Source organism: Streptomyces sp. CB01201, assembly GCF_002803085.1.
Classification (GTDB): Bacteria; Actinomycetota; Actinomycetes; order Streptomycetales; family Streptomycetaceae; genus Streptomyces; species Streptomyces hundungensis.
In genome coordinates, this window is the sequence record NZ_NNBJ01000017.1 from 154852 (window position 1) to 177997 (window position 23146).

The following is a 23146-nucleotide window of genomic DNA, read 5'->3' on the forward strand; positions in this document are numbered from 1 at the left end:
CGTCCGCGGGCCGGCCGTGTGTTTGCGCAGTTCCCCGCGCCCCTGAGTCCGTTTTCGTCTGCTGGCCGTGGTGGGCTGGTCGCGCAGTTCCTCGCGCCCCTGGGCCCCCCGCGCCCCTCGGGCCCCCGCGCCCCTCGGGCCCCCGCGGCCCTCGGGCCCCCGCACCCCTGGGGGCCGTCCTCGGGCGTGGGGAAACCGTGCGAGGGGCATCCGTTGGGGGGCGGGGGGCTGGCTACTGGTCGGCCGGCCAGATTTGGATGTGGTCGGGTTCCAGTTCCAGGGCCACTCGATGCTCCAGGTCCAGCGCGCGCGTGTACTCCGCGGGCAGCTGAAGCCGCCCCGCCCGGTCGAGCATCGCGTACTCGCGGGCCACCAGGGACTCCTCGCCGGTCGCCGCGTCGACGTGGGTGCGGCGCAGGACCTCCGTCGAGGTGCGGCCGTCCCGGATGGCCACCGTGCGGCGGACCTCGCTCGCCACCGCCTGATCGTGCGTGACGATCACGATCGTCGTACCGAGCTCCTCGTTGGCCTTCCGGAACGCGGCGAAGATCTGCTCGCCCGTCGCCGAGTCCAGCTCGCCCGTCGGTTCGTCGGCGAGCAGCACGGACGGGTTGTTGGCGAGCGCCACCGCGATCGCGACGCGCTGCTGCTCGCCGCCCGACATCTGGTGCGGCCGGCGATCGCGGCAGTGTGCGACCTCCAGGAGGGCGAGCAGTGAGTCCGCCCGTTCGGCCTTCTTCCGCTGTGCCAGGCGACTGCCCAACTGCATCGGCAGCGCCACATTCTGAATGGCCGTCAGATATGGCAGCAGGTTGCGGGCCGTCTGCTGCCATACGAAGCCCACCACGTCACGGCGGTAACCCAGCCGGGCCCGGGAGTCCATCGCGAGCAGATCGCGCCCCGCCACCCTCGCGGCCCCGGCGGTCGGCACGTCGAGCCCCGCCAGGATGTTCATCAGCGTCGACTTGCCACTGCCCGAAGCGCCGACCAGGGCCATCAACTCGCCCTCGGTCACCAGGAGATCGAGGCCCTGGAGGGCCTGCACCTCCACGCCGTCGGTGGTGAAGACGCGGACCAGCCGGTCGCAGGCGATCAGCGCGTCATGGCCGTACGCGGGCCGGTCGCGGTGGGCCGTGGCCCGGCGCTCCAGGTCTTCGAGCGATGTGGTCATCGAGCGTCTCCTGCCCTGAGTTCGGTGATGGTTCCGCGCCGTCCGCTCCACCAGGCCTGTGCCGCGGCGACGCCCGCCGCGAGCAGCACCACGCACACGGCGGGCAGCGCCAGCGACATCGGGTCCGCGCGGAGTTCGGCGCCGACCGGCGCGAGTCCGCCGGTGTTGGCCATGGCCAGGCCCGCCAGGTCGATGCCGGGTGCGAGCAGTGCGATCGAGGCCCAGCCGGTGAGCGCGCCGCCTGCCCCCGCCAGAAGGGCCGACGGCAGCGCCTCCAGGACCAGCAGTGACCGGCCCTGACGCCGGGTCAGGCCCATGGTGCGGAGCCGGGCGAGCAGCGCGGAGCGTTCGGGGGCGCCGCGCAGCAGCGAGAGCAGCAGGGCGAGGGCGGCCAGGCCCGCGCCCGCCGCGACGGCCGCCGTGTAGATGTGTCCGGCGCCGGTCTGGAGCGGAGAGTCTGCGTACTCCTGGCGCACCTCGGAGCGCAGCGCCACGCTCACGTGCGCCCCTGCGGCGGCCTCGCGCAGGGCCTTCCCGTCGAGGGAGGTCCCGCCGACGAGCAGCACCGTCGCGTACTTCGCGCCGAGGCCCGCCGTGTCGAGCAGCAGGAAGTCGCTCTGCGGTACGGCGGCCGAGCGGTCCTGGACGGCGATCACCCGCACCGCCAGGTCCTTGCCCGCCACGTGCAGCGTGACCGGCTCCTTGCCCAGGCGGTGGGCGACGGCGGGCGAGGCGATGGCCGGCAGCACGGCCTTGCCGGGGGCCACGGCCTTGCCGGGGGCGTCCGGCGGCGCCTTGATCCGGTCGGCGTCGATGCCGAGCGCGGTGCCCGCGGTCAGCCGGGCGTAGGAGGCGGGGTCCACGCCCGCGACGGTGGTCCTGTCGATGGCGCCGGGGTTCTCGCCCTCGTCCCCGCCGGCACCCTGGCCGGAGCCGGCTCCGGCGGGCAGCGGCACCGAGTATTCGATGGACACCGGTGAGATGCCCTGGACGCCCGGCACCCTGGAGACGCGCCCCGGCAGATCCCCGGGCAGCGGCAGATCGCTGCCGATCCGCGCGTCGGTGCCCGTCGCGTACAGCGCCGCCCGGTCGCGCGCGTCGTCGGAGCCCGCCAGGACCGAGCCGCCGAACGCGGCCGTGGTCAGCGCCGTGAGCAGGGCCAGCAGGGGCAGCGCGCCGCCGCCCGGGGCACGTCCGGCCCGGGCGAGCGCGAGGAAGCCGACCGTGCCGCGCAGCCGGGTCGCCGGTCGGGCCGCCCAGCGCAGTGGCAGCGGGTACAGCCGGATCAGGACGAGCGCCGCGATCACCCCGACCAGTACCGGGGCAGCGCTGAGCAGTGCGTCGGCGGGGCCGCCCGCGGTGCCCCGGCGGCGCAGCGCGAACACCGCGGCCACCGCGAGTGCGAGCAGCGTCAGTTCGGCCACCGTGCGCCGCGCGGAGGGCTTCTCCCGTACCGGATCGGCGCGTTCGGCCGCCGAGCGGACGGTGCGGTGCGTCAGGGCCGCGCGCACCGGCAGCGCGAGGCAGCCGAGCGCCGCGACGCCGGCCGCCGCCGCGAGCGCGGGGCCGAACCTGCCCTCCGGCAGGGCGAGTACGGCGAGCAGCAGACCGAGGGCGGCGGCCGGCACGACCACGACCGTGCTCTCCGCGAGCAGCCGTCCGGCGATCTGCCGCAGCGCGCCGCCGCGGGCGCGCAGCAGCGCGAGTTCCGCGGCGCGGCGGGACGCGGCGAGGCCGCCCGCCATCAGGAGCACCACGGCGGCGACCGTCGCGGTGCCGAAGCCCGCCACCGCCACCACCGGGTCGATCGAGTCGCGCACGGTCTGGTAGGAACGGAGTACCTGGTCGAGTTCGGTGTAGGAGGAGGACGAGGCCGCGTAGACGGTGTGCAGCCGGGAGAGTGCGGGGCCGCTCTGCAAGGAGGCGAGTGACGCCTTGACCGCCGTCAATTGACGATCCGTCAAAGCTGTTGTTTGCGGAGCGAGTTGGACGTACATCTCCGGCTTGCCGTCCGTCGCGAACAGGGTCGCGGCGGCGGTCGGTGCGAGCAGCAGGCCGCCGTGCCAGTACTTCGGCGCGTCGCGGTCGTCGCTCGCGGGAAGCAGCTGCGGGGTGCGGAGCGCCGGGAGGACCGACCAGTATCCGGCCTCCGGCAGCAGGGGTTCCACGACGCCGGTCACCTTGAACGCCAGCGGCGGACGCCCGATCCCGGCCACGTGCAGCACCGAACCCGCCCTGAGGTCCAGGGACTTGGCGGTCTCCACCGTGACGGCGACCTCGGCCTCCGCCGCCTTCTGGTCGGCGGAGCCGGCGGGCAGCCGGCCCGACACCAGGCGGCTGTGCGAGCCCAGATCCGCCTGCGAGGCCACGGTGAACCGCGGCGGGAGCCCGTTGGGGCGGGGCAGGTACGGTTCGTCGGACGGCAGCTTGCGGGTGGTCCGCAGCCCGTACGTCGACTGGGTGGGGTCGCTGGTCAGCGGGGCGGGCACGTTCCGCACGACCGCGTCGAAGCGCTGCCTCATCGGCTCGGGGCCGACCATCGCGGCCCGCTGGTCGTCGGGCAGCGCGAGCCCGGGCGCGCCCGCGGTGAACTGCAGGGCGGTGCGGCCCGGCGGGGCCGACGCGACGGTGCGGCGCAGGCCCTCGTCCTCGTACGTGTCGACGCCGCGCGGGTAGGCGGCGGCCAGCCAAGCGGTCACCAGGACCAGGAGGGCGAGCGCGGCCGCGGCGCCCGGCGCGGTGCGCAGCCGGGTACGGACCCAGGGCGCGACTGCCTTGCCGGTCATGTCAGTTGCCCCCTTGGCTGCGGAGTGTGACGGCGGGGTCGGTGCGGCGCAGCGCGAGCGCCGCGACGATCAGGACCGGCACCGCGGCGATCCCCGCGAGCAGCAGCGCCACCCGCCCGGCCGGCAGCTCGACCAGGACCGCGGGCACCGGCTGGGCGGCCTGGTCGGTCAGCACGATCAGCGGAACCACCGCTCTGGTCAGTACTTCGCCGAGGCCGAGCCCGGCCAGCAGCGCGATCCCGATCAGCACGCCCTGTTCGGCGGCGATCAGGCGGGCGAGCTGGCGGCGCGGGGCGCCGAGCGCGCGCAGCACCCCGAACTCCTGGCCCCGCTCGCGCAGCGATCCGGTCGCGCTCACCGAGAAGCCCACCGCCGCGAGCGCCGCGGCCACGATCGAGGCCGCCGCGAGCGCGGACTGCGGGCCCGCGCCCAGCGGGTCGCCGCCGAGCTCCTTGGCGATCTCGGCGCGGGAGACGATCTGCGCGGGGTCGGTGTCGGGGCGGTCCTTGAGTGCGGCGGTGGCCGCGGCGGAGCCGCCCGGAGTGGTGGTCAGCCACCACTCGGTGGGGGACAGGGTGTCGTCCTTGGCCTGGAGGACGCGGTTGACGGCACGCAGATCGAGCAGCAGGCCGCCGCCGTCGACGGCGGGCGCGCTCGTGGCCGTACCGCCGGGGCCGATGGCCCCGCTGCCGGTGGTGGGCAGCTGCTTCAGCCGCCCGGCGATCCGCACCTTGACGGTCTGGCCGGAGAACGGCACCTCGATGGTCGCGCCGACCTCGCTGCCGGTGGACTCCAGGAACCGGTCGTCGGCCACGGCGGCCGGCAGGGGCGCGGTGGCCCGGTGCGCGGCGAGCGTGAGGGTGCGGGTGACGGAGGTGATCCCCGTGTCCCAGTCCGTCTCGCCCTTCACGTCCTCGCTGTCGGCCGCCCACTGCCCGGCCTTCGGGAGCGCGAGCGCGGTCTCCTTGCCGCCGGTGCCGGTGGCGCGCAGCCCGTCCACGGCGAGGTCCTGCCGCGGGGTCCGGGCGTCGGACAGGCTGGACACCGCGTCCAGGCCGGTCAGGAGCAGCGGCCCGGCGGGGCGGCCGATCGGCCTGCCCGCGGCGGCGCCCAGATCGAGGACGAGGTCGTGCGGGCGGCCGTCCGCGGGCAGTGCGCCGAGGACGAACCGGTATTGCAGGCCGTAGCGGTCCTCCAGGGTGGCCGTCACGGTGCCGGCCAGGGCGCCCGTGGTGCCGCCGCTCAGCCGCAGGGTGAGGGCGAGCCGCTGGGCGTCCTCGGGCAGTGCGGCCCCGGGCGGGGCGTCCTGTTCCGGCGTGAGCGCGCCGAGTACGTCCTTGCCGGAGCGGCCCGCGAGGTCCTCGCGCAGCAGGAAGCCGTCGGCGTGCCGGGTGTCCAGGGCCAGTACGGTGCCCGAGCGCCCGGCACTCATCGGCATCGAGGTGCGCACGGCGGGGGCGGCCGCGCGGACGCCGGGAACCGCGGCGAAGGAACCCGCCTGCCCCAGGGGACTGGTGGCGGAGCCGAGGACGCGGATGTCGGTGCCCGCGCGGAAGTCGGCCTGGTCGTTCTGCGAACGGTTCCAGGTCGCCGACTGGCCGAGCGTGAGCAGTCCCATCGCGACCGCGAGGACCAGGAGCAGCACCGGGCCCGCACCGCGCAGCGGGCGGCGGCTGAACTGCCAGCCCGCGAGCGCCGCCGGAAGGCCGCGCCCGCCCGCCGCCCGCCGCTCCGCGAGCCGGGCCGCGGGCGGCATCAGGCGCAGCACGAGGACGGTCCCGGCGAGCAGGGCCAGCGCGGGCGCCGCCACGAGCAGCGGGTCGATGCCGAGGCCGCCCGAGGAGTCGGTGCTGAGGGCGCCGCCCCCGGAGGCCGAGGTCTGCCGGTCGAGCTGCCAGTAGGCGACGCCCGCGATCACCAGGAGCCCGATGTCGGCGCCCGCGCGGACCGGCGCGGGCAGTGCGCCGGCCCGGCCCGCGCGGCGTGCGGGGCCCGCCGAGAGGGCGGGGGCCACCACGGCGGCCGCGCAGCCGAGCGCGACGAGGACGGTGACGAGCCACACCGTGCTGGTGAGGGAGGTGTCCAGGCGCAGCCCGGCCCGGGCGAGCGCGCCGTGACCGGCGAGCAGCCGGGTCAGCGGGCCCGCGAGCAGCGGGGCGGTCAGCGCGGCCGGCACCGCGAGCAGCAGGGCCTCGGCGGCGGCGAGCCGGGCGATCTGGCGCCGCGATCCGCCGCGGGCCCGCAGGAGTTCGGTCTCGCCGGACCGCTCGCTGCTCAGCAGGCGCGCGACCAGGAGCAGCGCGTACCCGGCGAGCAGGATCAGTTGGAGCGCGACGATCAGGACGGTGGAGCGGGAGACGAGCAGTGAGCGGTCGGCCCGGTCCAGGATCTCGGGCAGCGAGGTCACCGCGGTCGCGCTGCCGCCGAACACCGCTTGTTTCACCAGGGACTTGGGGCCCTGGGTGGATGCGACGCGCAGCCGGGCGAGGTCGCCGGTGCCGATGCCGGAGAAGTCGGCGGAGGCCAGCCAGCCGCTCCGGCCCGCGCTGACCCGGCCACCGGCGAGCACCGAGTCGTCGGCGAGCAGCGGGCCGTAGGTGGTGAAGTCGACCTTGCGCATGCCCCGGCCGCCGAGGTCGTCAAGCCGCCAGTACGCGTCGGAGACGTCGATCGCCCGGTAGACACCGGTGATGCGGACGGTCACGCCCGGACCGCCGAAGCGGTCGGTGAGCGCCAGGCGCGCCCCGGGGCGCAGGCCGAGGCGCCCGGCGGCGGACTGGGGCAGGGCTACCTGGATCTCGGCGGCGGAGCCGCCGGCGGCCGGGGCCGCGGGCCACTCGCCCGCGGTGAGGCGTACCCGGGAGCGGTCCATCGAGGCGAACAGGGTGAGGTCGAGATCGCCGCCGCGGGCGTCCGGCGGCTGTGCGGAGCGGGGCAGGGCATAGGGCCCGGACTGGGTGAACTCCCTTGTGGTGAAGGGGAGTTGGCCGAAGGTGGCGCGGGCTCCGGCGCGTACCGCGGCCGTCGCCGCCGGTCGCTGGTCCGGCTTGATCTCGGACTTGACGGCGAGGGCTGCGGGTGCGGCGGAGCGGGTGGCGAGGGTGCGGCGCAGGGCCGCGTCCGAGACCGATCCGGAGAACGCGGTCAGCGCGGCCAGGACCGAGGTCGTGAGCAGCACGGCGAGCAGCGCCGCCGTGAGCAGCAGGCGGTGTGCGCGAACACGCAGAATGACGAAACCCGGCACACGGCCCCCCTTGGCTTGTGAGCCATCCCCCCGAAATGTGCCCAGATGCTTTCAGAGGGTTTGGGGCGGCCGAAACCGCTTACCTGCTGTTCTTGCCCGATCGTGATCGGAATGCGACCACGAACGACCGAATTTCGGTCGCGAGGGCAATCTCCCCGAGTGCTTTCGGGCACCGAGCGGTGAGCCCGGACAGCCAGGCAGCGCGAGGCCGGGTGGTCAGCCCTCGGAGTTGACCATCGAGGCGGCCGCGTATGTCAGGTACTTCCAGAGCGTCTGCTCGTGCTCGGGGGACAGGCCCAACTCGTCGACGGCGGTACGCATGTGGCGCAGCCAGGCGTCGTGCGCGGCCCGGTCGACCGTGAACGGCGCGTGCCGCATCCGCAGCCGCGGGTGTCCCCGGCCGTCGCTGTAGGTGCGCGGGCCGCCCCAGTACTGCATCAGGAACAGGGCGAGCCGCTCCTCGGCCGGGCCCAGGTCCTCCTCCGGGTACATCGGCCGCAGCAGCGGGTCGCCGGCGACGCCCCGGTAGAAGAGGTGGACGAGCCGGCGGAAGGTCTGCTCGCCGCCGACCTGCTCGTAGAAGGTCTGCTCCTGGAGCGTCCCGCGCGGAATCTCGGTCACGTCGAACACCCTCGCAATGCCAGTCGGGCCTGCCCCGGGACAACGCCCGGGGTCCAGGGGCCGTCCCCCGGGAAATGCGGCACGCCTCCATGGTCTCAGACCGGGTGACCGAGGACCGGCGGCGTAGGACCACGCTCGCGGGGACGACCGGGGGCACGCTCCCGGCCGGCCCCGCGACGGGCATGCCCCCGGTGGTCCCCGTGACTGGGGGCGTACGACCACTCGCCTGCGGGGGCCCGGCGCAGCACAGTGGACCTATGAGCGCGGACCTGGCACTGAGGCGGGCCCTGGTACGGCGGATCGTCGCGGGCGGGGCGCTCGCCGACCCGGCCCTGCGGGCCGCGTTCGAGGACGTGCCGCGCCATCTCTTCGTGCCGTACTACTACGAGGGCGCGCCCGGCGGCCGCCATGTCCGGCTGTGGGGCGAGGACCCCGATCAGGACCGCCGGGAACGCTGGCTGACCGGGGCGTACGCGGACGCCCCGCTGGGGACCCGGATGCGGGACGGCGACCTCGTCTCCTCCAGCAGCCAGCCCTCCCTGATGGCCCGCATGCTGGAGGCGCTCGACCTGCGCGACGGGGACCGGGTCCTGGAGATCGGCGCGGGTACCGGATACAACGCGGCGCTGCTGTGCCACCGGCTCGGCGAAGCGCACGTGACCACCGTCGACCTCGACCCCGAGATCACCGAATCGGCCCGGGCCCACCTGGCGGCGGCCGGATACCACCCCGCCGTGATCACCGGGGACGGGTCGCGCGGTGCGCCCGCGCGGGCGCCCTTCGACAAGGTCGTGGCCACCTGCACGGTGGGCTCGGTGCCGCAGGAGTGGCCGGACCAGTGCGGCACCGGCGCGCTCATCCTGGCCCCGCTCGCCACCGGCCTGATCCGGCTGCGGGTGGCCGGCCCGGGCCGCGCCGAGGGCCGCTTCCTGCACACCCCGGCCTACTTCGTGCCCCTGCGCGGTACGGGATCGCCGCCGCGGGGCACCCCGTACACGGGCGGCCTGCCCCGCGAGAGCGTCACGAACGAGCTGTTCCGCTTCCTGCTCGAACTGACCGCGGGCAGCCTCGATCCGTACGAGGCGCACGCGCTGTGGCGCCGCGAACAGCGCCCGCCGCGTGAGCGGTTCGGGGTGACGCTGGACGGCGCGGCCCAGTGGGCGTGGCTGGACGATCCGCAGGGGCCCTATGCCTGGCCCCTGCGGGATCGGCCTTTCAGCCCCGGCGGACGGTGATCGTCGTCCAGGCGCCGACGTGTACCCGGTCGCCGTCCTGGAGCGGCACCGGCACATACGGCTGGATCGGCTCGCTGGAGCCGTTGACCGTGGTGCCGTTCGTCGAGTTCTGGTCGACGACCGCCCAGGTGCCGTCCGGCTGCTGCACGAGCACCGCGTGCTGGTGCGAGACGCCCGGGTCCTCCGGCGGCACCGACAGGTCGATGTCGGGTGCCTCGCCGGTGGAGTGGCGGCGGCGGCCGATGGTGATCTGGTTGCCGGACAGCGGGCGCTGCTGCTCGGGGGAGTACGCGGGCAGGTTGAGCCCGGCCGCCTCCGGGCCGCTGCGCTGCATCATCGCCAGGAAGTAGTCCCGGTCGGGACCGATGGTGATCGACCAGCCGGCCGGCGCCGGGGGCGTGACGGGCTGCGGCCAGTCGTCGCTCCGCTCGGGAGCGGACGGCGGTGCCTGCTGCGGCGCGGCCTGCGGGGCGGCAGCGGGCGGGGCGGGCCGGGACGCGGGCTGCGGCCAGTCGTCGTCGGCTCGCTCCTGGGGCGGCTGCGGCACGGACGGGGTGCTGGGCCGCGGCCAGTCGTCGGCGGCGCGCTCCTGGGGCGCGTGCGGTGCGGACGGCGTGCTGGGCTGCGGCCAGTCGTCCCCGCGGTCGGGTGCGGGCTGGGGCCAGTCGTCGCCGCGGTCGGGCGCGTTCCTGCGGCCCGGCTCCGGTACGGCCGGGGACGGCGGAGGCAGCGTCCAGTCGTCGTCCCGGGCGGGCGCCGGCTGCGGCGGCTGGGCCTGTGGCGGAGCCTGGTGCTGGAAGGCGGGCGGGGGCGGGGGCGGACCGCCCTGGCCGCCGTTGAACGGGCCCGGCGGCGGAGGCGGCGGACCGCCCTGGCCGCCGTTGAAGGGTCCGGGCGGCGGGGGCGGCTGCTGCTGGAACGCGTTGGGCGGCAGCTGCTGCCCGGAGCGCTGCGAGGGCTCGCCGGCCAGCGGTTCGGCCGGCCGGTTCATCTGCGAGGGCCGCGAGCTCTGGTACTCGTACGGGTCGCGCGGCGCGGGCGGCGGGCCCTGCTGGAAGGCGGGCGGCAGATTCAGACCCGGGCCGGGGCCCCGCCCGGGGCCGGGGGCCGCGCCGGGGCCCGGTGCGGGCATCGGCTGCTGCGGGGCCAGCGGGGTGTACGAGGTCGCCGTGTTGGTGAGGAAGTTCCAGCGGCACTCCTCGCAGAACGGCGCCCCCGCCTCACGCGGGGTGCGGCACTGCGGGCAGAGCTCGGCCTGGGCGGTGGCGGCCGGATCCCCGGGACCCGGGTAGCCGTACGCGGGCGGAGGCGGGGGAGGCGGCGGCACGGCGCCCATGCGATGGCCGCAGATCTCGCACCAGTCGTCGGAACCCGACTGGTGTCCGTTCGGGCAGGTCGGCATGGAGTCGCTTCCCCCTCTCATCATCCGGCCCCGTGGGCCGCGGCGGTTCTGAGTGCTGTCCGTACTTCTCGGCACTTCTCGGTACGGTTCGAAGCGTTTCGGGCAATCACGCACTTCTCGGGCGTCATCACTTCTTGTTCGCTTCTGGTTACTTCTTGACGCGAACGGTCTTGGTGGAGCGCGTTTCGAGGGTCATCTCGTCCGCTTCCGCGACCTTCGCCTTCAGTCGCACAGTACCTGTCGCCTCGTCCACGACGTCCACCACCTTCGCGAGCAGTTTCGCAGTATCGGCGTTCCCCGAGGCGGCGGCCAGCTGCACCGCCCGGCCCAGCTTCGCGGTCGCCCCGTCCACATCGCCCGACTTGCGGGCATCGAGGCCCTGTTGGATGACCTGTGCCAGTTCGGCCTGTCCCGTGTAGTGCGCGACCTGCGGGTTGATGGAGGTGGAGGCCGCCATGTCGTCCGTCCACACGGCCCGCACCAGGCCCTGCGAGAGCAGCTGGGGCGCACCGCCCTCGCGGTCCGGAACGATCAGCGAGACGCGGGCCGCCAGCATCTCCTGGCCGACATTGGCCTGGGGCACCTGGACGCACACGTGGTAGTCGCGGGACTCGTCCCCCCAGGAGCCGGTCGGATAGTCCCCGGCGCGCGGCCCCGCCTCGGTGCGACGGTCCGTCAACTCCTCGACGGTGGGCGCCACTTGCTTGACGAATCTGATCTCCACGTCGACCGGGGTCCACAGCCGCAGCGCCACGTCCGCGACCTCCTTGCCCATCGCGTTCTCCATCATCTGCGTGAAGTCGGCGGCCAGGTTGGCCGGATCCGCGACGATGTCCGCGGTGCCGAGCAGCGCGGAGGAGATCGAGGTGACCTCCTTCACCTCCCAGTCGGTCCCCACGCCGCGGGCGTCGCAGGTGAACCGCCCGGCACAGGCGTCGAGGGCCGAGCGCAGGTCCTCGGGCGACTCGTGCTCGTTGCGCCCGTCGGTCAGCAGGATGCCGTGCCGGATGGACACGTCGGCCGAGGCGAGCAGCCGGTCGGCGAGCCGCAGCCAGGTGCCGATGGCGGTACCGCCCCCCGAACTCAGCTTGCGCAGCGCCTCCTTGGCCTGGGCGCGGGTCTGGTTGTCGGCGGTGGCGAGGCGGCCGTTGCCCGGGTAGACCTCGCGGGCGATGTGCGTACCGGAGACCACGGCGAAGGCGACGCCGTCGCGCAGGGTGTCGATGGCGGCGGCCGTGGCGTCCCGGGCGTTGCGCATCTTGGTGGGCGGGTACTCCATCGAGCCCGAGCAGTCCACCATGATCACCACGGCCGCGGTGGGCGGCCGGCCCGGTATGTAGGCCGGCGAGGCCGAGGCCGTCGTGAAGGGGGCCCCGCCCAGGGTGCCGCCGCCGGTGGAGGCGACCGTGACGATCGCGTTGACCTCGCGGCCGCCCTCGGGCAGGAATTCGTTCTGGTACACCTCGACGGAGAACTGCGGCACGGTGGACTTGGAGAAGTTGGCCATCGGAAGGGCTCCTTGAGGCTCCATGGACCTGAAGTGAAAGAAGTCGGGCAAGCGGCACAAGCGGGAAACAAGGGAAGCGGGCCTAGTTGTAGGCGGATCCTGCCCCTTGCTCCGCCACCGCGAACGGCAGCACGGCCACTGTTACGTTGTCGTGGCCCCCGCCGTCCAGGGCGTGCCCGACGAGCACCTGGGCGCTGTGCAGCGGTCGTTCGGCGGCATCCGGCGGGATGACCCGGGCCAGCTCCTCGGCGCCCTCCGCGTAGTTCCACAGACCGTCCGTGCAGACCACCACCACACCGGAGCGGTCCGGCTTGAACGAGGCGGTGTGCGGGTCGAGTTCGTAGGCGTCCGCGCCCAGCCAGCCGGTGATGGCGTGAGCCCGCTCGTCCGCGTAGGCGTCGGCCTCGCTCATCAGGCCGGCCGCCACCATCTGCGCGGCCCAGGAGTCGTCCTCGGTGAGCCGGGCCGGCGCGGTCGTGCGGTCGTCGGGCACCCAGTACGCGCGGCTGTCGCCGATCCAGCCCACCACGAGCAGACCGCCCGCCGAGATGGCGGCCACCAGCGTGCACGCCGGGGCGTTTTGCTGGCGGTGCTGATCGTGCGCGAGGGCCTGACCGGGCTGCTGCGCAAGGGAGTTGACGGCCTCGGCGGCCACGAGGATCGCATCGTGCATCGCCTGCTGGGGATGGGTGCCCTGCGGCAGCGAGACGAGCAGCGCCTCATTGGCGGCCGCGGCCGCCGCCTCGGACGCCTCGTCGGGGCGGGTCGCCGACGACACCCCGTCGCACACGACGGCCACGACGGCGGGCGAGCCGTCGGGCAGCGCGGTCGAGGACAGCGCGAAGGAGTCCTCGTTGCGGTGGTGGCGCAGCCCCCGGTCGCTGACCGCGGACACCGCGCCCAGCTCCTGCTCCATGTGGTCGCGCTCGCGCGGCTGCGCGTGCCCGCAGTTCTCGCAGTACCCGTCGTCGTCGACCCGCCCGGCCCGGCAGGCCACGCACACCTTGGCGCCGGGCGCCGGGGGCCGGGCCACATGGGTGTCCGGGTCGGGCTCGGCGGCACGCGGGTCGGGCGCGGGCAGCGGATACTCCGCGGCGCCCCCGGTCCCGTCCGGCGCGGCGTGCGGCTCGTCCGTGCGTACGGGGTGGGGGAGTTGGGGCTGCGGCGGGGCCGCCGCCACCGGGGACGTCATCTCGATGGTCGGATGGTCCAGCGGCGGCTCGGGCACGGCCGACAGGTCGTACCCGCAGGCCCCGCAGAACAGGTCCCCCGTCTCCAGCGGCTCTTCGCAGCCGGGGCAGGCGGCGAGCTGATGCGTCTGCGACATCGTCACACCCAGGTCCGGGGGCGGAATCGGTTGGCCCGTTCCACCAGGTCGATCCTTTCCTCGCCACGCTGTGCGAGCCGGGCGAGCACCCGGTACGAACGTTCCAGACCGAAGCGCAGGCCCCGCTCTTCCACGTCGCTGCCGAGGAGAACGGTTCTGCTCTGCCCGGCGCCGGTGCTCCCCGACAGTACCCAGTCCAGGGCGGTGCCCAGGACCTCGGTCGCCAGCTGTTCACGTCGTACGGGGTCGAGACCGAACGCGTCGAGCGCCTCGACCTGGGCCGAGGCCGCCAACAGGTCGTCGAGCAGGGGGTCTTGCGGGGCGCGGCTGCGCAGCCGCGCCCGCACCGCCGCGACCCGGGCCGCCGTGTAGTGGATGGATGCCTCGGGCACCGACTCCAGGGTGCGCACCGAGCCGGCGCGGTCCCCGGCGGCGAGCTGCACCCGGGCCAGCCCGAACGCGGCACTCACATAGCTGGGGTCGGTCGTCCACACCAGGCGGTAGTACTCGGCCGCGTTGTCGAGCTGGCCGAGCACCTCCGCGCACACGCCGAGGGCGAGCTTGGGCGCGGGCTCGCCCGGGAACGCGTCGTAGATCGCGTCGAAGGACAGCGCCGCGTTCTCGTTGTCGCCCGCGGCCAGCGAGGCGAGCCCGCGGTACCAGACCACCCGCCAGTCGTCCGGGAAGTCGGTCTCCAGGGCGGCCAGGGCCTTGTCCGCGGAGTCCCGCTCGTTCATGTCGAGCCGGGCCCGCAGCTCGCGCAGCCTGCGTTCGATGGAGTGGGCCGGGGCCGAGCGCAGCGCGGTGATCAGCTCGGCGGGCGCGGCCGCGATCAGGCCCGCGAGGAAGCCCGCGTTGGGGTCGCCCGGGTCCACGTGCGGCACGGGCAGCGCGAGCGAGGTGCCGCGCGGGTCGAGCGGCACGAGCGCGGGGCCGCCGGGCTGCCCGCCGCCGCTCGCGCCCTCGGCGCGCGGCACCGGGACGGCAGCCGGTGCCATCGGCTGGGGCAGGCCCGGAGTGTTCGGCGCGAGGGCGGGCAGCGCAGGCGCGCCGGCCGGGACCGAGGCGAGGGCCGCGGCCGGGACCGAGGCGGCCGCGAGGGCCTTGCGCGCGCGTCGGCCCACCGGCGCCACCCGGGCCCCCAGGCGCGAGACGTCCCCGCTCTGCGGGGCGAACAACTTCGTGTCGATGACGCGCAGTTCGGTGCCGAACAGGGTGGAGAGGGCGGGCCGCGGCCGGCCCGTCTGGAGCGCCACGACCTCCCGCAGGACACCCGTCAGCTGCTCCGCCATCTCCTGCGCGGAGGCGAACCGGCGGGCCGGATCCGGGTCGGTGGCCCGCACCAGGAACCGGTAGAACGACTCGTACTGCCCGAACACGTCGATGTGCTCGGGGTCGGGCAGGCTGTCCGCGTAGACGTTGGTGTAGCCCTGGAAGTCGAAGGTCAGCACCGCGAGCGTGCGGGCCACCGTGTACAGGTCGGAGGCGACCGAGGGGCCGACCTCGGCGACCTCGGGGGCCTGGTAGCCGACCGTGCCGTAGATCGCCGACTCGTCGTCGTCCATGCGGCGCACCGCGCCCATGTCGATCAGCTTCAGCTGGTCCTCGGTCTGGATCGCGTTGTCCACCTTGAAGTCGCAGTAGAGCAGGTTGCGGCTGTGCAGATGGCCGAGCGCCTCCAGGGCCTCGATGCCGTACGCGCAGGCCTGCTCCACCGGCAGCGGATCGCGCTTGCCCGCGGTGGTGCGGCGCTCGTTGGCGATCTCCTTGAGCGACTTGCCGCCGACGTACTCCATGACGATGTAGCCGTCGAGCGAGCCGGTGCGCTGGTCGAGGTGCTCCACGAAGTTGTAGATCCGCACGATGTTGGAGTGCTCGATCTCGGCGAGGAAGCGCCGCTCGGAGATCGCCGCCGCCATCGCGTCCTGGTCGCCGGTGTCGAGCAGGCCCTTGAGGACCACCCAGCGGTCGGATACCGCCCGGTCCACGGCGAGGTAGACCCAGCCGAGACCGCCGTGCGCCAGGCAGCCCATCACCTCGTACTGGCCGTGCACGATGTCGCCGGTGTGCAGCTTCGGCACGAAGGAGTACGGGTGGCCGCACTTGGTGCAGAAGCCCTCGGTGCGCCCGGGGCGCTCGCCGCGCGAACGGCCCACCTGGGCGCCGCAGTCCGAGCGCGAGCAGAACCGCTTGCGCTCGGGGACCTCCGGGTTCTCCATCACCGCCGAGCGCGGGTCGGGCCGGGGCACCTGCGGCACCGACACCAGACCGGCGCCGAGCCGGCTGCGCGCGGACGAACCGGCCGAGGCGCCCGAGCTGCGCACCGACACCGACCGCGAGGTGGCCGTGCCGCTCAGCGAGGACAGCCGCCCGGAGACCGAGCGCCGCGAGGTGGAGGACCGCGAGGAGCGGGCCGAGGCGCGCGAGGAGGAGCGCGAGGACTGCGAGGCCGAGCGGTGACCACCGCCGGTGATCCCGGTCGGCGGTGAGGAGACCATGCCGGTCGGCGACACGACCGGGGCGAGCCCGCAGGTGTCGCAGTACAGCTCCCCGCCGCCCATGTCCTCGTACGAGCCCGCGCAACCGGGGCGCTGGCACTGGGTGTTCTCGCTCATGATTCCCCCCTCTGGTCCACGGGCCCGGGATTCCTCGGGACCAGGACGTCCGCGGCCGCCCGCTGGTAGCGCAGCACCGCCTCTTCGGCGACGCGCAGATCGCAGGGCGCGGACCACAGCATCCGGCGCGCCGCGTCGTACCGCTCGATCAGGAACGGGTCCTCGGCCATGCCGTGCCGGGCGACCTTCGCCTTGTACGCGTCCAGCCGCCCGCGCAGCTCCGCGCGGACCGCGAGCGGTGCGGTGACCGCGGTCAACGACGCGCGGGCGCGCAGCAGTTCGTCCTCGGCCTCGCGTTCCAGGGATTCCAGGAGCGGCGAGAGGCGGTGCCACTGGGAGTGCCTGCGGTACTCGGCGGCGGCGGCCAGCTGCTCCTGGAGCGCGATGGAGGGGCCGCTCACGGCGGGCACCTCACTGGCCGCGATCTTCGCGAGGACCTCGCCGCGCGCCGAGCGGGCCTCGGCCAGGGTGCGGTCCGCCCGCGACAGGACGTCCCGCAGCCGTGCCAGGCGCTGCTCGGCATCCTGACGCACCGTCAGAACGGCGTCGATCTCCCGGCGTACGTCCTCCAGGGCGCGGGCCGCCCGGTCGTAGCGGCCGGTGTCGGGGCGGCCGCCGCCCGGCGCTGAACTGCCCGGCGCGGCGACCCAGAACGCCAGCGGGTCGGAGATCACCTGGGCGCGCAGCTCGGCCAGCTCGGCCGTGATCGACTCCAGGTCGTCCCCCGAGGGGTGCTCGCCGGGCCGAACGCCCACCGAGTGCGCGAGGCCCCGGGTGCGGTGCAGCTCGGCGGCGAGCAGGTCTATCCGCGCGGGCAGCGCCGACCACACCGTGTCGGCGGCGACCACCAGGTCGAGCGAGCGCGCGTACAGCTCGTTCATCCGGTTGACCAGCTCGGCGAGCGTGAACCGCTCGGTGAGCTTCGCCGGGCCGCCGGCCAGGGTGGGGGCGCCGTGCAGGGCGGCGCCCGAGAGCGTCACGGACTCGCCGCGCAGCCGGTCGGTCAGCTCCACCAGGTCCTCACGGCCGGGCCAGCGGCGCCGCGAGCGCAGCTCACGGGTGGCTTCGAGGGCCGCCGAGTACGCGTCGAAGTACCCCCAGAGCAGGGTGATCGACTGCTCGGTGGCCGCCCAGCGCTCCTTGGTGACGCCGGTCAGGTCGGCGCCTTCCAGGAGCCTGCGCCCGGCATGGTCCTGGAGGGCGAGCAGCGAGGTCTCCACGGCCTCGTGCTCGGCGCCGAGGCGTGCCAGGGCACGGTCGACCTCGTCCCGGTCCATGACCGGCTCCGGGGGTCCCCCGGTGGAGCTGGGGGAGGATCCCGCGCCCATCGATCACCTCTCCGCTCGTTGGTAGGTCCGGGTGGTCAACCGGCTCATCCCGTCCGGTACTTGGGGGCTGGCGGGCTCGATATGCCGGGCAGGTCGGCGGCGAGCCACTTGCGGTACGCCGTCATCCAGGGGCTGTTGGCGCCGCCGTTGCGGTAGTCCACCAGGACCTGGTTGATCCGCTGCACCAGGTCGGTGTTGCCGAGCTTGACGGCGACGCCGTAGTACTCCGTGGTGAACGGGCTGCCCTTCAGCTGCACCGCCGGGTCCTGGGCGGCCTGGCCCGCGGCGAGCGCGTTGTCGGTGACGACCGCGTCCACCAGGTTCTGCTGGAGGCGGACCAGGCAGTCGAGCTGGTTGGGGACCGTGAAGTCCTGGTAGTCGGCGCCGTGCGCGTCGGCCTTGAGGGCGTCGAAGGCGGTGGAGCCCGCCGCCACACAGACCCGCTTGCCCTTGAGGGAGTCGTCGAAGCCGGTGATGGCGGAGGTCTTGGGGGCGAGCACCTGCTGGCCCGCCTCGAAGTAGGCGGTGGAGAACGAGGCCTGCTTGATGCGGCCGCAGTTGACGGTCATCGTGCGCACCACCACGTCGACCGTGCCGTTCTGGAGCGCGGGGATGCGCTGGCTGGTGGGGATGGCCCGGTAGATGACCGCGTTCTCGTCGCCCAGGATGTTCTTCGCTATCGCCTTCACCAGATCGATGTCGAAGCCTTCGAGGGTGCGGGTCGCCGGATTGCGGTAGCCCCAGCGGAAGCTGTTCTGGTCGACGCCGGCGATCAGCTTGCCGCGCCGCTTGATGGCGTCGATGTTCGGCCCGTCCGCCGACGACGGGGACAGGCTCGCCTCCGGGTCCTTGCAGTCGTCGGCCTTGGCCTGCACGGCCCGAGCCACCCCGGGGCCCGCGACGGTGGCCGCGTCCGCCGCGTCGCCGTGCCGGGCGAGCGGAACGAGCGCGCCCGCCGCGACCGCCAGGGCGAGGGCCATCCCGGCCACCCCGCCCCAGCCGCGCAGCCGTCCGGGCCCGCGCCGCCCGGCGCGCGGGGCCCGGCCCGGGCCGGGCCCGTCCGGAAGTTCCGGGTCCGTCGAGCCGTTCGCGCCGCTCATCGCGACCCCTCTCGCCGATGCGCCGCTCGCGCGTCCGTCGCCGCTGTCCATGCCGCTCACCTGTACTCCGCGAGCCTGCGGCTGATGCCGACGCCGGCCCCGGCCGCCGCGAGCACCGCAAGCAGCGCCGCACCCAGCGGGAGGCCCGTCAGGGCGCCGTGTCCGTCGGAGGCGGCCGCGGTGAACTGGGTCTGCTCGTGGGCGATCGCCGAGTCGAGCTCCTTGTCCACCTGGTCGAAGCACTCGCCGGTGGAGCCCTTCGCGCCGATGACCTGGGTCAGCGCGCCGTCGTAGTCGCCCTTGTCGTCCGTCGTGCGGGCCGCGGTGTGGCGCTTGCGCCACTCGTTCATGTCACTGACGGCCTGCACGACGGGGGCCTTGCCCGCCGTGTCGTCGGCGAGGCCCCTGGCGGCGTCCAGCTTGTCGTTCAAGGACGCCATCTCCTTGGTGAACTCCGCCTCGTACAGGTCCTTGCCGTCCGGCGTGAGCACCGCGCCCCGGGCCACCAGCGTCAGGTTCTCGTTGGCGCGGGCCTGGAGCGAGCTGATCCGGGCGTCGTTGAGGACCTTCAGGGACTCCTGGCCGTGGGCCCGCGAGGTCGACAGGTCCGAGGAGGCCACCGCGTGCCCCACCACCAGCCAGAGCAGCACCACCGTGGCGGCCGCGGTCGCGCCGAGCAGGCCGTGGTTGAACACCCGGTTGGTGCGCAGGTAGTTGCGCCGCTGGACCGCCACGAGTCCGGCGAGGGCCACCACGCCGAGCGCGATCGCCGCGTACGGCCAGGTGTCCGCCTGGTCGTAGTCGTCGTAGAGGCGGCCCGTCTCGGCCTCGTACAGCTTCTGGGCCGCGGGCAGCAGGCTGGTGCTCATCTTCTGGTTGGCGAAGCGCAGATAGGCGCCGCCGACCGGGAAGCCCTGCCGGTTGTTGGCGCGGGCCTGCTCGACCAGGCCGTTGTAGAGCGGCAGTTGCTCGTTGAGGGTGGCTATCTGCTGGGCCGACTCGGCGGACCCCGAGGTGTTCGCCGCCGCCTTCACCAGCAGGCGGGAGGCGGTCGCGATGTCCGTGTCGTACCGCTTGCGCACGTCCAGCGGCTCCTGGCCGCCCGCCAGGAATCCGCTCGCGGCTGCCGTGTCGGCGTCGGCCAGGGAGCGGTAGATGGAGGCGGCGTCCGCGCTCAGCGGCTGGCTGCGGCTCACCACGTCGCTCGCCGCGGCCGAGCGGTCCGAGACCTCCCAGGCGGTGATCCCGCCGAAGGCCACGACGAGCACCGCCACCACCGCGCCCATGATCCACAGGCGGCCGGGTTCGGTCGTCGCGGCGGCGCGCAGCCGCTCCCGCGTCTCGGCCCAGGCCCGGCGCGTGCCGGGCCGTGGCTGCGGCTGTGGCTGTGGCTGTGGCTGTGGCGCGGACCGGGTCGCGGACTCCCGCGTCCCCGGTTCGCGCACGTTCGGCGGATTCGCCACCTGACCTCCCCCTCGGTCGCTGCCTAGGCAGTATGGCCGCAGGGACCGACAACCATCCAGGGTTGTCTGGATCTTGTTACCTGCCGCACGCGCCCCTCGGGGTGCCCGGTGGGCCCCCTCGCCCCTGTCCTGCCTCCCCACCATGTATACGCAAGGGCGATCCCATCGGTTCCCCTCAGGCCCACCCGATCTCGGGAGCTACGCGTACCGGCCCCGCAGCCGCGCGTGGACATCGGCGGGCGCCGACAGGTGGTCCAGGCCGAGCAGCCCCGCGCCGAGCACCGGCGAGGCGGTCACCACGAGCGGCTCCGCCTTGGGTGCCCGGACGGCCAGCAACTCCCGCACCCCGGCGTCGAGTCGCGGATGCCGGGCCGCGAGCACGCTGCCCCCGAGCAGTACCGGCGTCGGCACATCGAGCAGGCCGAGCCGGTCCAGGGCGACCGTCGCGAGCGCCACGACCTCCTCGGCCTGCCGGTCCACGAGGGAACGCGCCACCGCGTCCCCGGCCGCCGCGACCTCGAAAAGCACCGGGCTCAACTCGTGGCGGCGCACGAACGGAAGCTTCCCCAGGTGCAGCGCCTCGATCAGCTCGTACATCGAGGCGAGCCCGAAGTGGGCGGGCAGCGCGGTCGCGAGCGCGGTCGGGGCGCCCCGGCCGTCCTCGGCGCGTGCCGCGAAGAACAGCGCCTCCTCGGCGAGGCCGCCGCCCCCGCCCCAGTCCCCGGAGATCTTCCCGATCGCGGGGAAGCGGGCGGTCCGTCCGTCCGGGGTCATGCCGACGCAGTTGATGCCCGCGCCGCACACCACCGCGACCCCGCGCGGCTCGGCGCCGCTGGGCAGCCCGGCGCGCAGTATCGCGAAGGTGTCGTTGTACACCCGCACCGACCCGCCCCAGCCGCGTGCCTCCAGCGCGGCCGCCAACTCCCGCTCCTCCACGGGCAGATCGGCGTTGGCCAGACACGCCGAGACGTGGGAGACCCGCAGCGGTCCCGGGACGCCGGAGGCGCGATGTGCCTCCTCCACCGTGGCGGCCAGCACGCGCAGGGCCACCTCGACCCCCACCGCCGGCGGCCGGAAGCCGCCGCCCCGGGCCGCGCCGAGCACCGTGCCGTCCGCGTCGATCAGGGCCACGTCGGTCTTGCTGTTGCCGGCGTCGATCGCCAGCACACTCATGCCCACGAAAGGTGCTCCCGGTTGTGCGCGATCAGCCGGTCGGTGAGCCCGTCGGCGTAGTCGTACTGCCCGACCAGCGGATGTGCGAGCAGCGCCCGGAACACCCGGTCGCGCCCGCCGCGCAGGGCGGCCTCCAGCGCGAGGTCCTCGTAGGCGGTGACATGGGCGATCAACCCCGCGTACAGCGGGTCGAGTTCGGGCACCGCGAGCGGCACCGCGCCGGTCCCGTCCACCCGGGCCGGCACCTCGATGACGGCGTCGTCCGCGAGGAAGGGCAGCGTGCCGTTGTTGTACGTGTTCACGACCTGCACGGGGCTGCCCCCGTTGCCGAGCAGCGAGGCCGCGAGGTCGACGGCCGCCTCCGAGTAGAAGGCGCCGCCGCGCTTGGCGAGCAGCTCCGGCTTCTCGTCCAGCGTCGGATCGCCGTACATCGCCAGCAACTGCCGCTCCATCGCGGCGACTTCGGCGGCCCGCGACGGCTTGGTGCCGAGCTCGCGCACCACCTCGTCGTGCGCGTAGAAGTACCGCAGGTAGTACGAGGGCACCACCCCGAGCCGGTCGAGGACCTGCCGGGGCAGGCGCAGGTCGTCGGCGATGGTGTCGCCGTGCTCGGCGAGGAGCTTCGGCAGGACGTTCTCGCCCTCGGGCCCACCCAGGCGCACCCCGAGTTCCCAGGTGAGGTGGTTGAGGCCGACGTGGTCCAGGTGGACTTCGGCGGGTGTGACCTGGAGCAGCGCCGCGAACTTGCGCTGGAGCCCGATGGCCACGTTGCACAGGCCGACCGCCTTGTGCCCGGCCTGGAGCAGGGCGCGGGTCACGATGCCGACGGGATTGGTGAAGTCGATGATCCAGGCGTCCGGGTTGGTGCGGCGTACGCGCTCGGCGATGTCGAGGACCACCGGCACGGTCCGCAGCGCCTTGGCGAGGCCGCCCGCGCCGGTCGTCTCCTGGCCCACACAGCCGCATTCCAGCGGCCAGGTCTCGTCCTGCTGGCGGGCCGCCTGGCCGCCGACGCGCAGCTGGAGCAGCACCGCGTCCGCGCCCTCCACGCCCGCGTCCAGGTCGGAGGTGGTGACGATCCTCCCCGGATGGTCCTGCTTGGCGAAGATGCGGCGGGCGAGCCCGCCCACGAGGTCCAGGCGGTCGGCGGCCGGGTCGATGAGGACGAGCTCGCTGATGGGCAGCGTGTCCCGCAACCGGGCGAATCCGTCGATGAGTTCGGGGGTGTAGGTGGACCCGCCCCCTACTACTGCGAGCTTCATGTGTGGTCAGCCCTTCACTCCGGTCAGTGTGACGCCCTCGACGAATGCCTTCTGTGCGAAGAAGAAGACGACGATCACAGGGGCCATGACCAGAACGGTCGCGGCCATGGTCAGGTTCCAGTCGGTATGGTGCGCGCCCTTGAAGGACTCCAGGCCGTAGCTCAGCGTCCAGGACGCCGGCGTGTCGGACGCGTAGATCTGCGGTCCGAAGTAGTCGTTCCAGGCGTAGAAGAACTGGAAGAGCGCGACGGCGGCGATGCCCGGCCGGGCCATCGGCAGCACCACCTTGATCAGCGTCCTGAACTCCCCGCACCCGTCGACCTTCGCGGCGTCCAGGTACTCGTTGGGGATGGTCATCAGGAACTGCCGCAGCAGGAAGATGGTGAACGCGTCGCCGAACGCCAGCGGGATGATCAGCGGCCACAGCGTGCCGGCCATGTCCAGCTGCTTCGCCCAGAACAGGTACATCGGGATGATGACGACCTGCGGCGGCAGCATCATCATCGAGATGACCAGCATCAGCGACAGATTGCGGCCGCGGAAGCGGAACTTGGCGAGCGCGTAGGCCACCGGCACCGACGACACCACGCTGAGCACGGTGCCGAGCCCGGCGTAGAGCAGGGTGTTCTTCCACCAGGTCAAGAAGCCCGGGGTGTCGAACACCTTGCGGTAGTTGGACCAGGCCCAGTGGTGCGGGATCAGGTCCCGGGTCAGGGTCTGCTGGTTGTCCATCAAGGAGGTCAGCAGCAGGAAGACGAAGGGCAGCACGAAGAACAGCGCGGCCGCGACGCCGAGCGAGTGCACCGCGATCCACTGCAACAGAGCCTTGCGGCGGGCCACCTTGGCCGCGGGGCTGACGGCCCCGGTCTTCGGCGCCTCGGGTGCCTCCGGTGTCTCCAGGGCGTACGTCAT

General features: G+C 74.1%; 15 protein-coding genes. 1 reads left to right on the forward strand and 14 read right to left on the reverse strand.

Features of this window, described 5'->3' with window-relative positions:
- Window positions 1-232: 232 nt before the first annotated feature.
- The 4 genes from CG740_RS30455 to CG740_RS30470 form a co-directional block, all read right to left on the reverse strand.
- On the reverse strand, window positions 233-1171 hold the full coding sequence (locus CG740_RS30455) for an ABC transporter ATP-binding protein (protein WP_100578495.1): 939 nt from the start codon (window positions 1169-1171) through the stop codon (window positions 233-235).
- On the reverse strand, window positions 1168-3957 hold the full coding sequence (locus CG740_RS30460) for an FtsX-like permease family protein (protein WP_100578496.1): 2790 nt from the start codon (window positions 3955-3957) through the stop codon (window positions 1168-1170). Before CG740_RS30460 ends, CG740_RS30455 begins: the two co-directional genes overlap by 4 nt.
- Window position 3958: 1 nt before the next feature.
- On the reverse strand, window positions 3959-7201 hold the full coding sequence (locus CG740_RS30465; protein ID WP_100578497.1) for an FtsX-like permease family protein: 3243 nt from the start codon (window positions 7199-7201) through the stop codon (window positions 3959-3961).
- Window positions 7202-7417: 216 nt separating this feature from the next.
- Window positions 7418-7822, reverse strand: coding sequence for a globin (locus CG740_RS30470; RefSeq protein WP_100578531.1), 405 nt, complete (start codon window positions 7820-7822; stop codon window positions 7418-7420).
- Between the two features lie 257 nt (window positions 7823-8079).
- Between CG740_RS30470 and CG740_RS30475 the strand changes: the two genes are divergently transcribed.
- Window positions 8080-9057, forward strand: a complete 978-nt coding sequence (locus CG740_RS30475; RefSeq protein ID WP_100578498.1) for a methyltransferase domain-containing protein — start codon at window positions 8080-8082, stop codon at window positions 9055-9057.
- On the opposite strand, the gene CG740_RS30480 is transcribed toward CG740_RS30475, so the two are convergent.
- From CG740_RS30480 to CG740_RS30525, 10 genes are all read right to left on the reverse strand, one after another.
- A complete protein-coding gene (locus CG740_RS30480; protein ID WP_100578499.1) occupies window positions 9038-10459 on the reverse strand; it encodes an FHA domain-containing protein in 1422 nt (473 codons plus the stop codon). The genes CG740_RS30475 and CG740_RS30480 overlap by 20 nt on opposite strands.
- Window positions 10460-10607: 148 nt before the next feature.
- Window positions 10608-11966 carry a vWA domain-containing protein gene (locus CG740_RS30485; RefSeq protein WP_100578500.1) on the reverse strand — a complete coding sequence of 453 codons (1359 nt, stop codon included), beginning with the start codon at window positions 11964-11966 and terminating at the stop codon, window positions 10608-10610.
- A gap of 82 nt (window positions 11967-12048) precedes the next feature.
- On the reverse strand, window positions 12049-13299 hold the full coding sequence (locus tag CG740_RS30490; protein WP_100578501.1) for a PP2C family protein-serine/threonine phosphatase: 1251 nt from the start codon (window positions 13297-13299) through the stop codon (window positions 12049-12051).
- Window positions 13296-15908, reverse strand: a complete 2613-nt coding sequence (locus CG740_RS30495; protein WP_100578502.1) for a serine/threonine-protein kinase — start codon at window positions 15906-15908, stop codon at window positions 13296-13298. The genes CG740_RS30490 and CG740_RS30495 overlap by 4 nt, the downstream gene beginning before the upstream one ends.
- Window positions 15905-17185 carry a hypothetical protein gene (locus tag CG740_RS30500; protein WP_100578503.1) on the reverse strand — a complete coding sequence of 427 codons (1281 nt, stop codon included), beginning with the start codon at window positions 17183-17185 and terminating at the stop codon, window positions 15905-15907. Before CG740_RS30500 ends, CG740_RS30495 begins: the two co-directional genes overlap by 4 nt.
- A 95-nt stretch (window positions 17186-17280) precedes the next feature.
- The gene (locus CG740_RS30505; protein WP_234376562.1) at window positions 17281-18216 is read right to left on the reverse strand and encodes a glutamate ABC transporter substrate-binding protein; all 936 of its coding nucleotides are present in this window, start codon (window positions 18214-18216) and stop codon (window positions 17281-17283) included.
- A 176-nt stretch (window positions 18217-18392) separates the two neighbouring features.
- A complete protein-coding gene (locus tag CG740_RS30510; RefSeq protein ID WP_442802862.1) occupies window positions 18393-19799 on the reverse strand; it encodes a hypothetical protein in 1407 nt (468 codons plus the stop codon).
- 198 nt (window positions 19800-19997) lie between these two features.
- On the reverse strand, window positions 19998-20972 hold the full coding sequence (locus tag CG740_RS30515; RefSeq protein WP_100578533.1) for an N-acetylglucosamine kinase: 975 nt from the start codon (window positions 20970-20972) through the stop codon (window positions 19998-20000).
- Window positions 20969-22234 (reverse strand): 6-phospho-beta-glucosidase, encoded by a 1266-nt coding sequence (locus CG740_RS30520; protein WP_100578505.1) that lies wholly within the window; start codon window positions 22232-22234, stop codon window positions 20969-20971. The genes CG740_RS30515 and CG740_RS30520 overlap by 4 nt, the downstream gene beginning before the upstream one ends.
- 6 nt (window positions 22235-22240) lie before the next feature.
- Entirely contained in the window at window positions 22241-23146 is a 906-nt protein-coding gene (locus CG740_RS30525) for a carbohydrate ABC transporter permease (RefSeq protein WP_100578506.1), read from the reverse strand.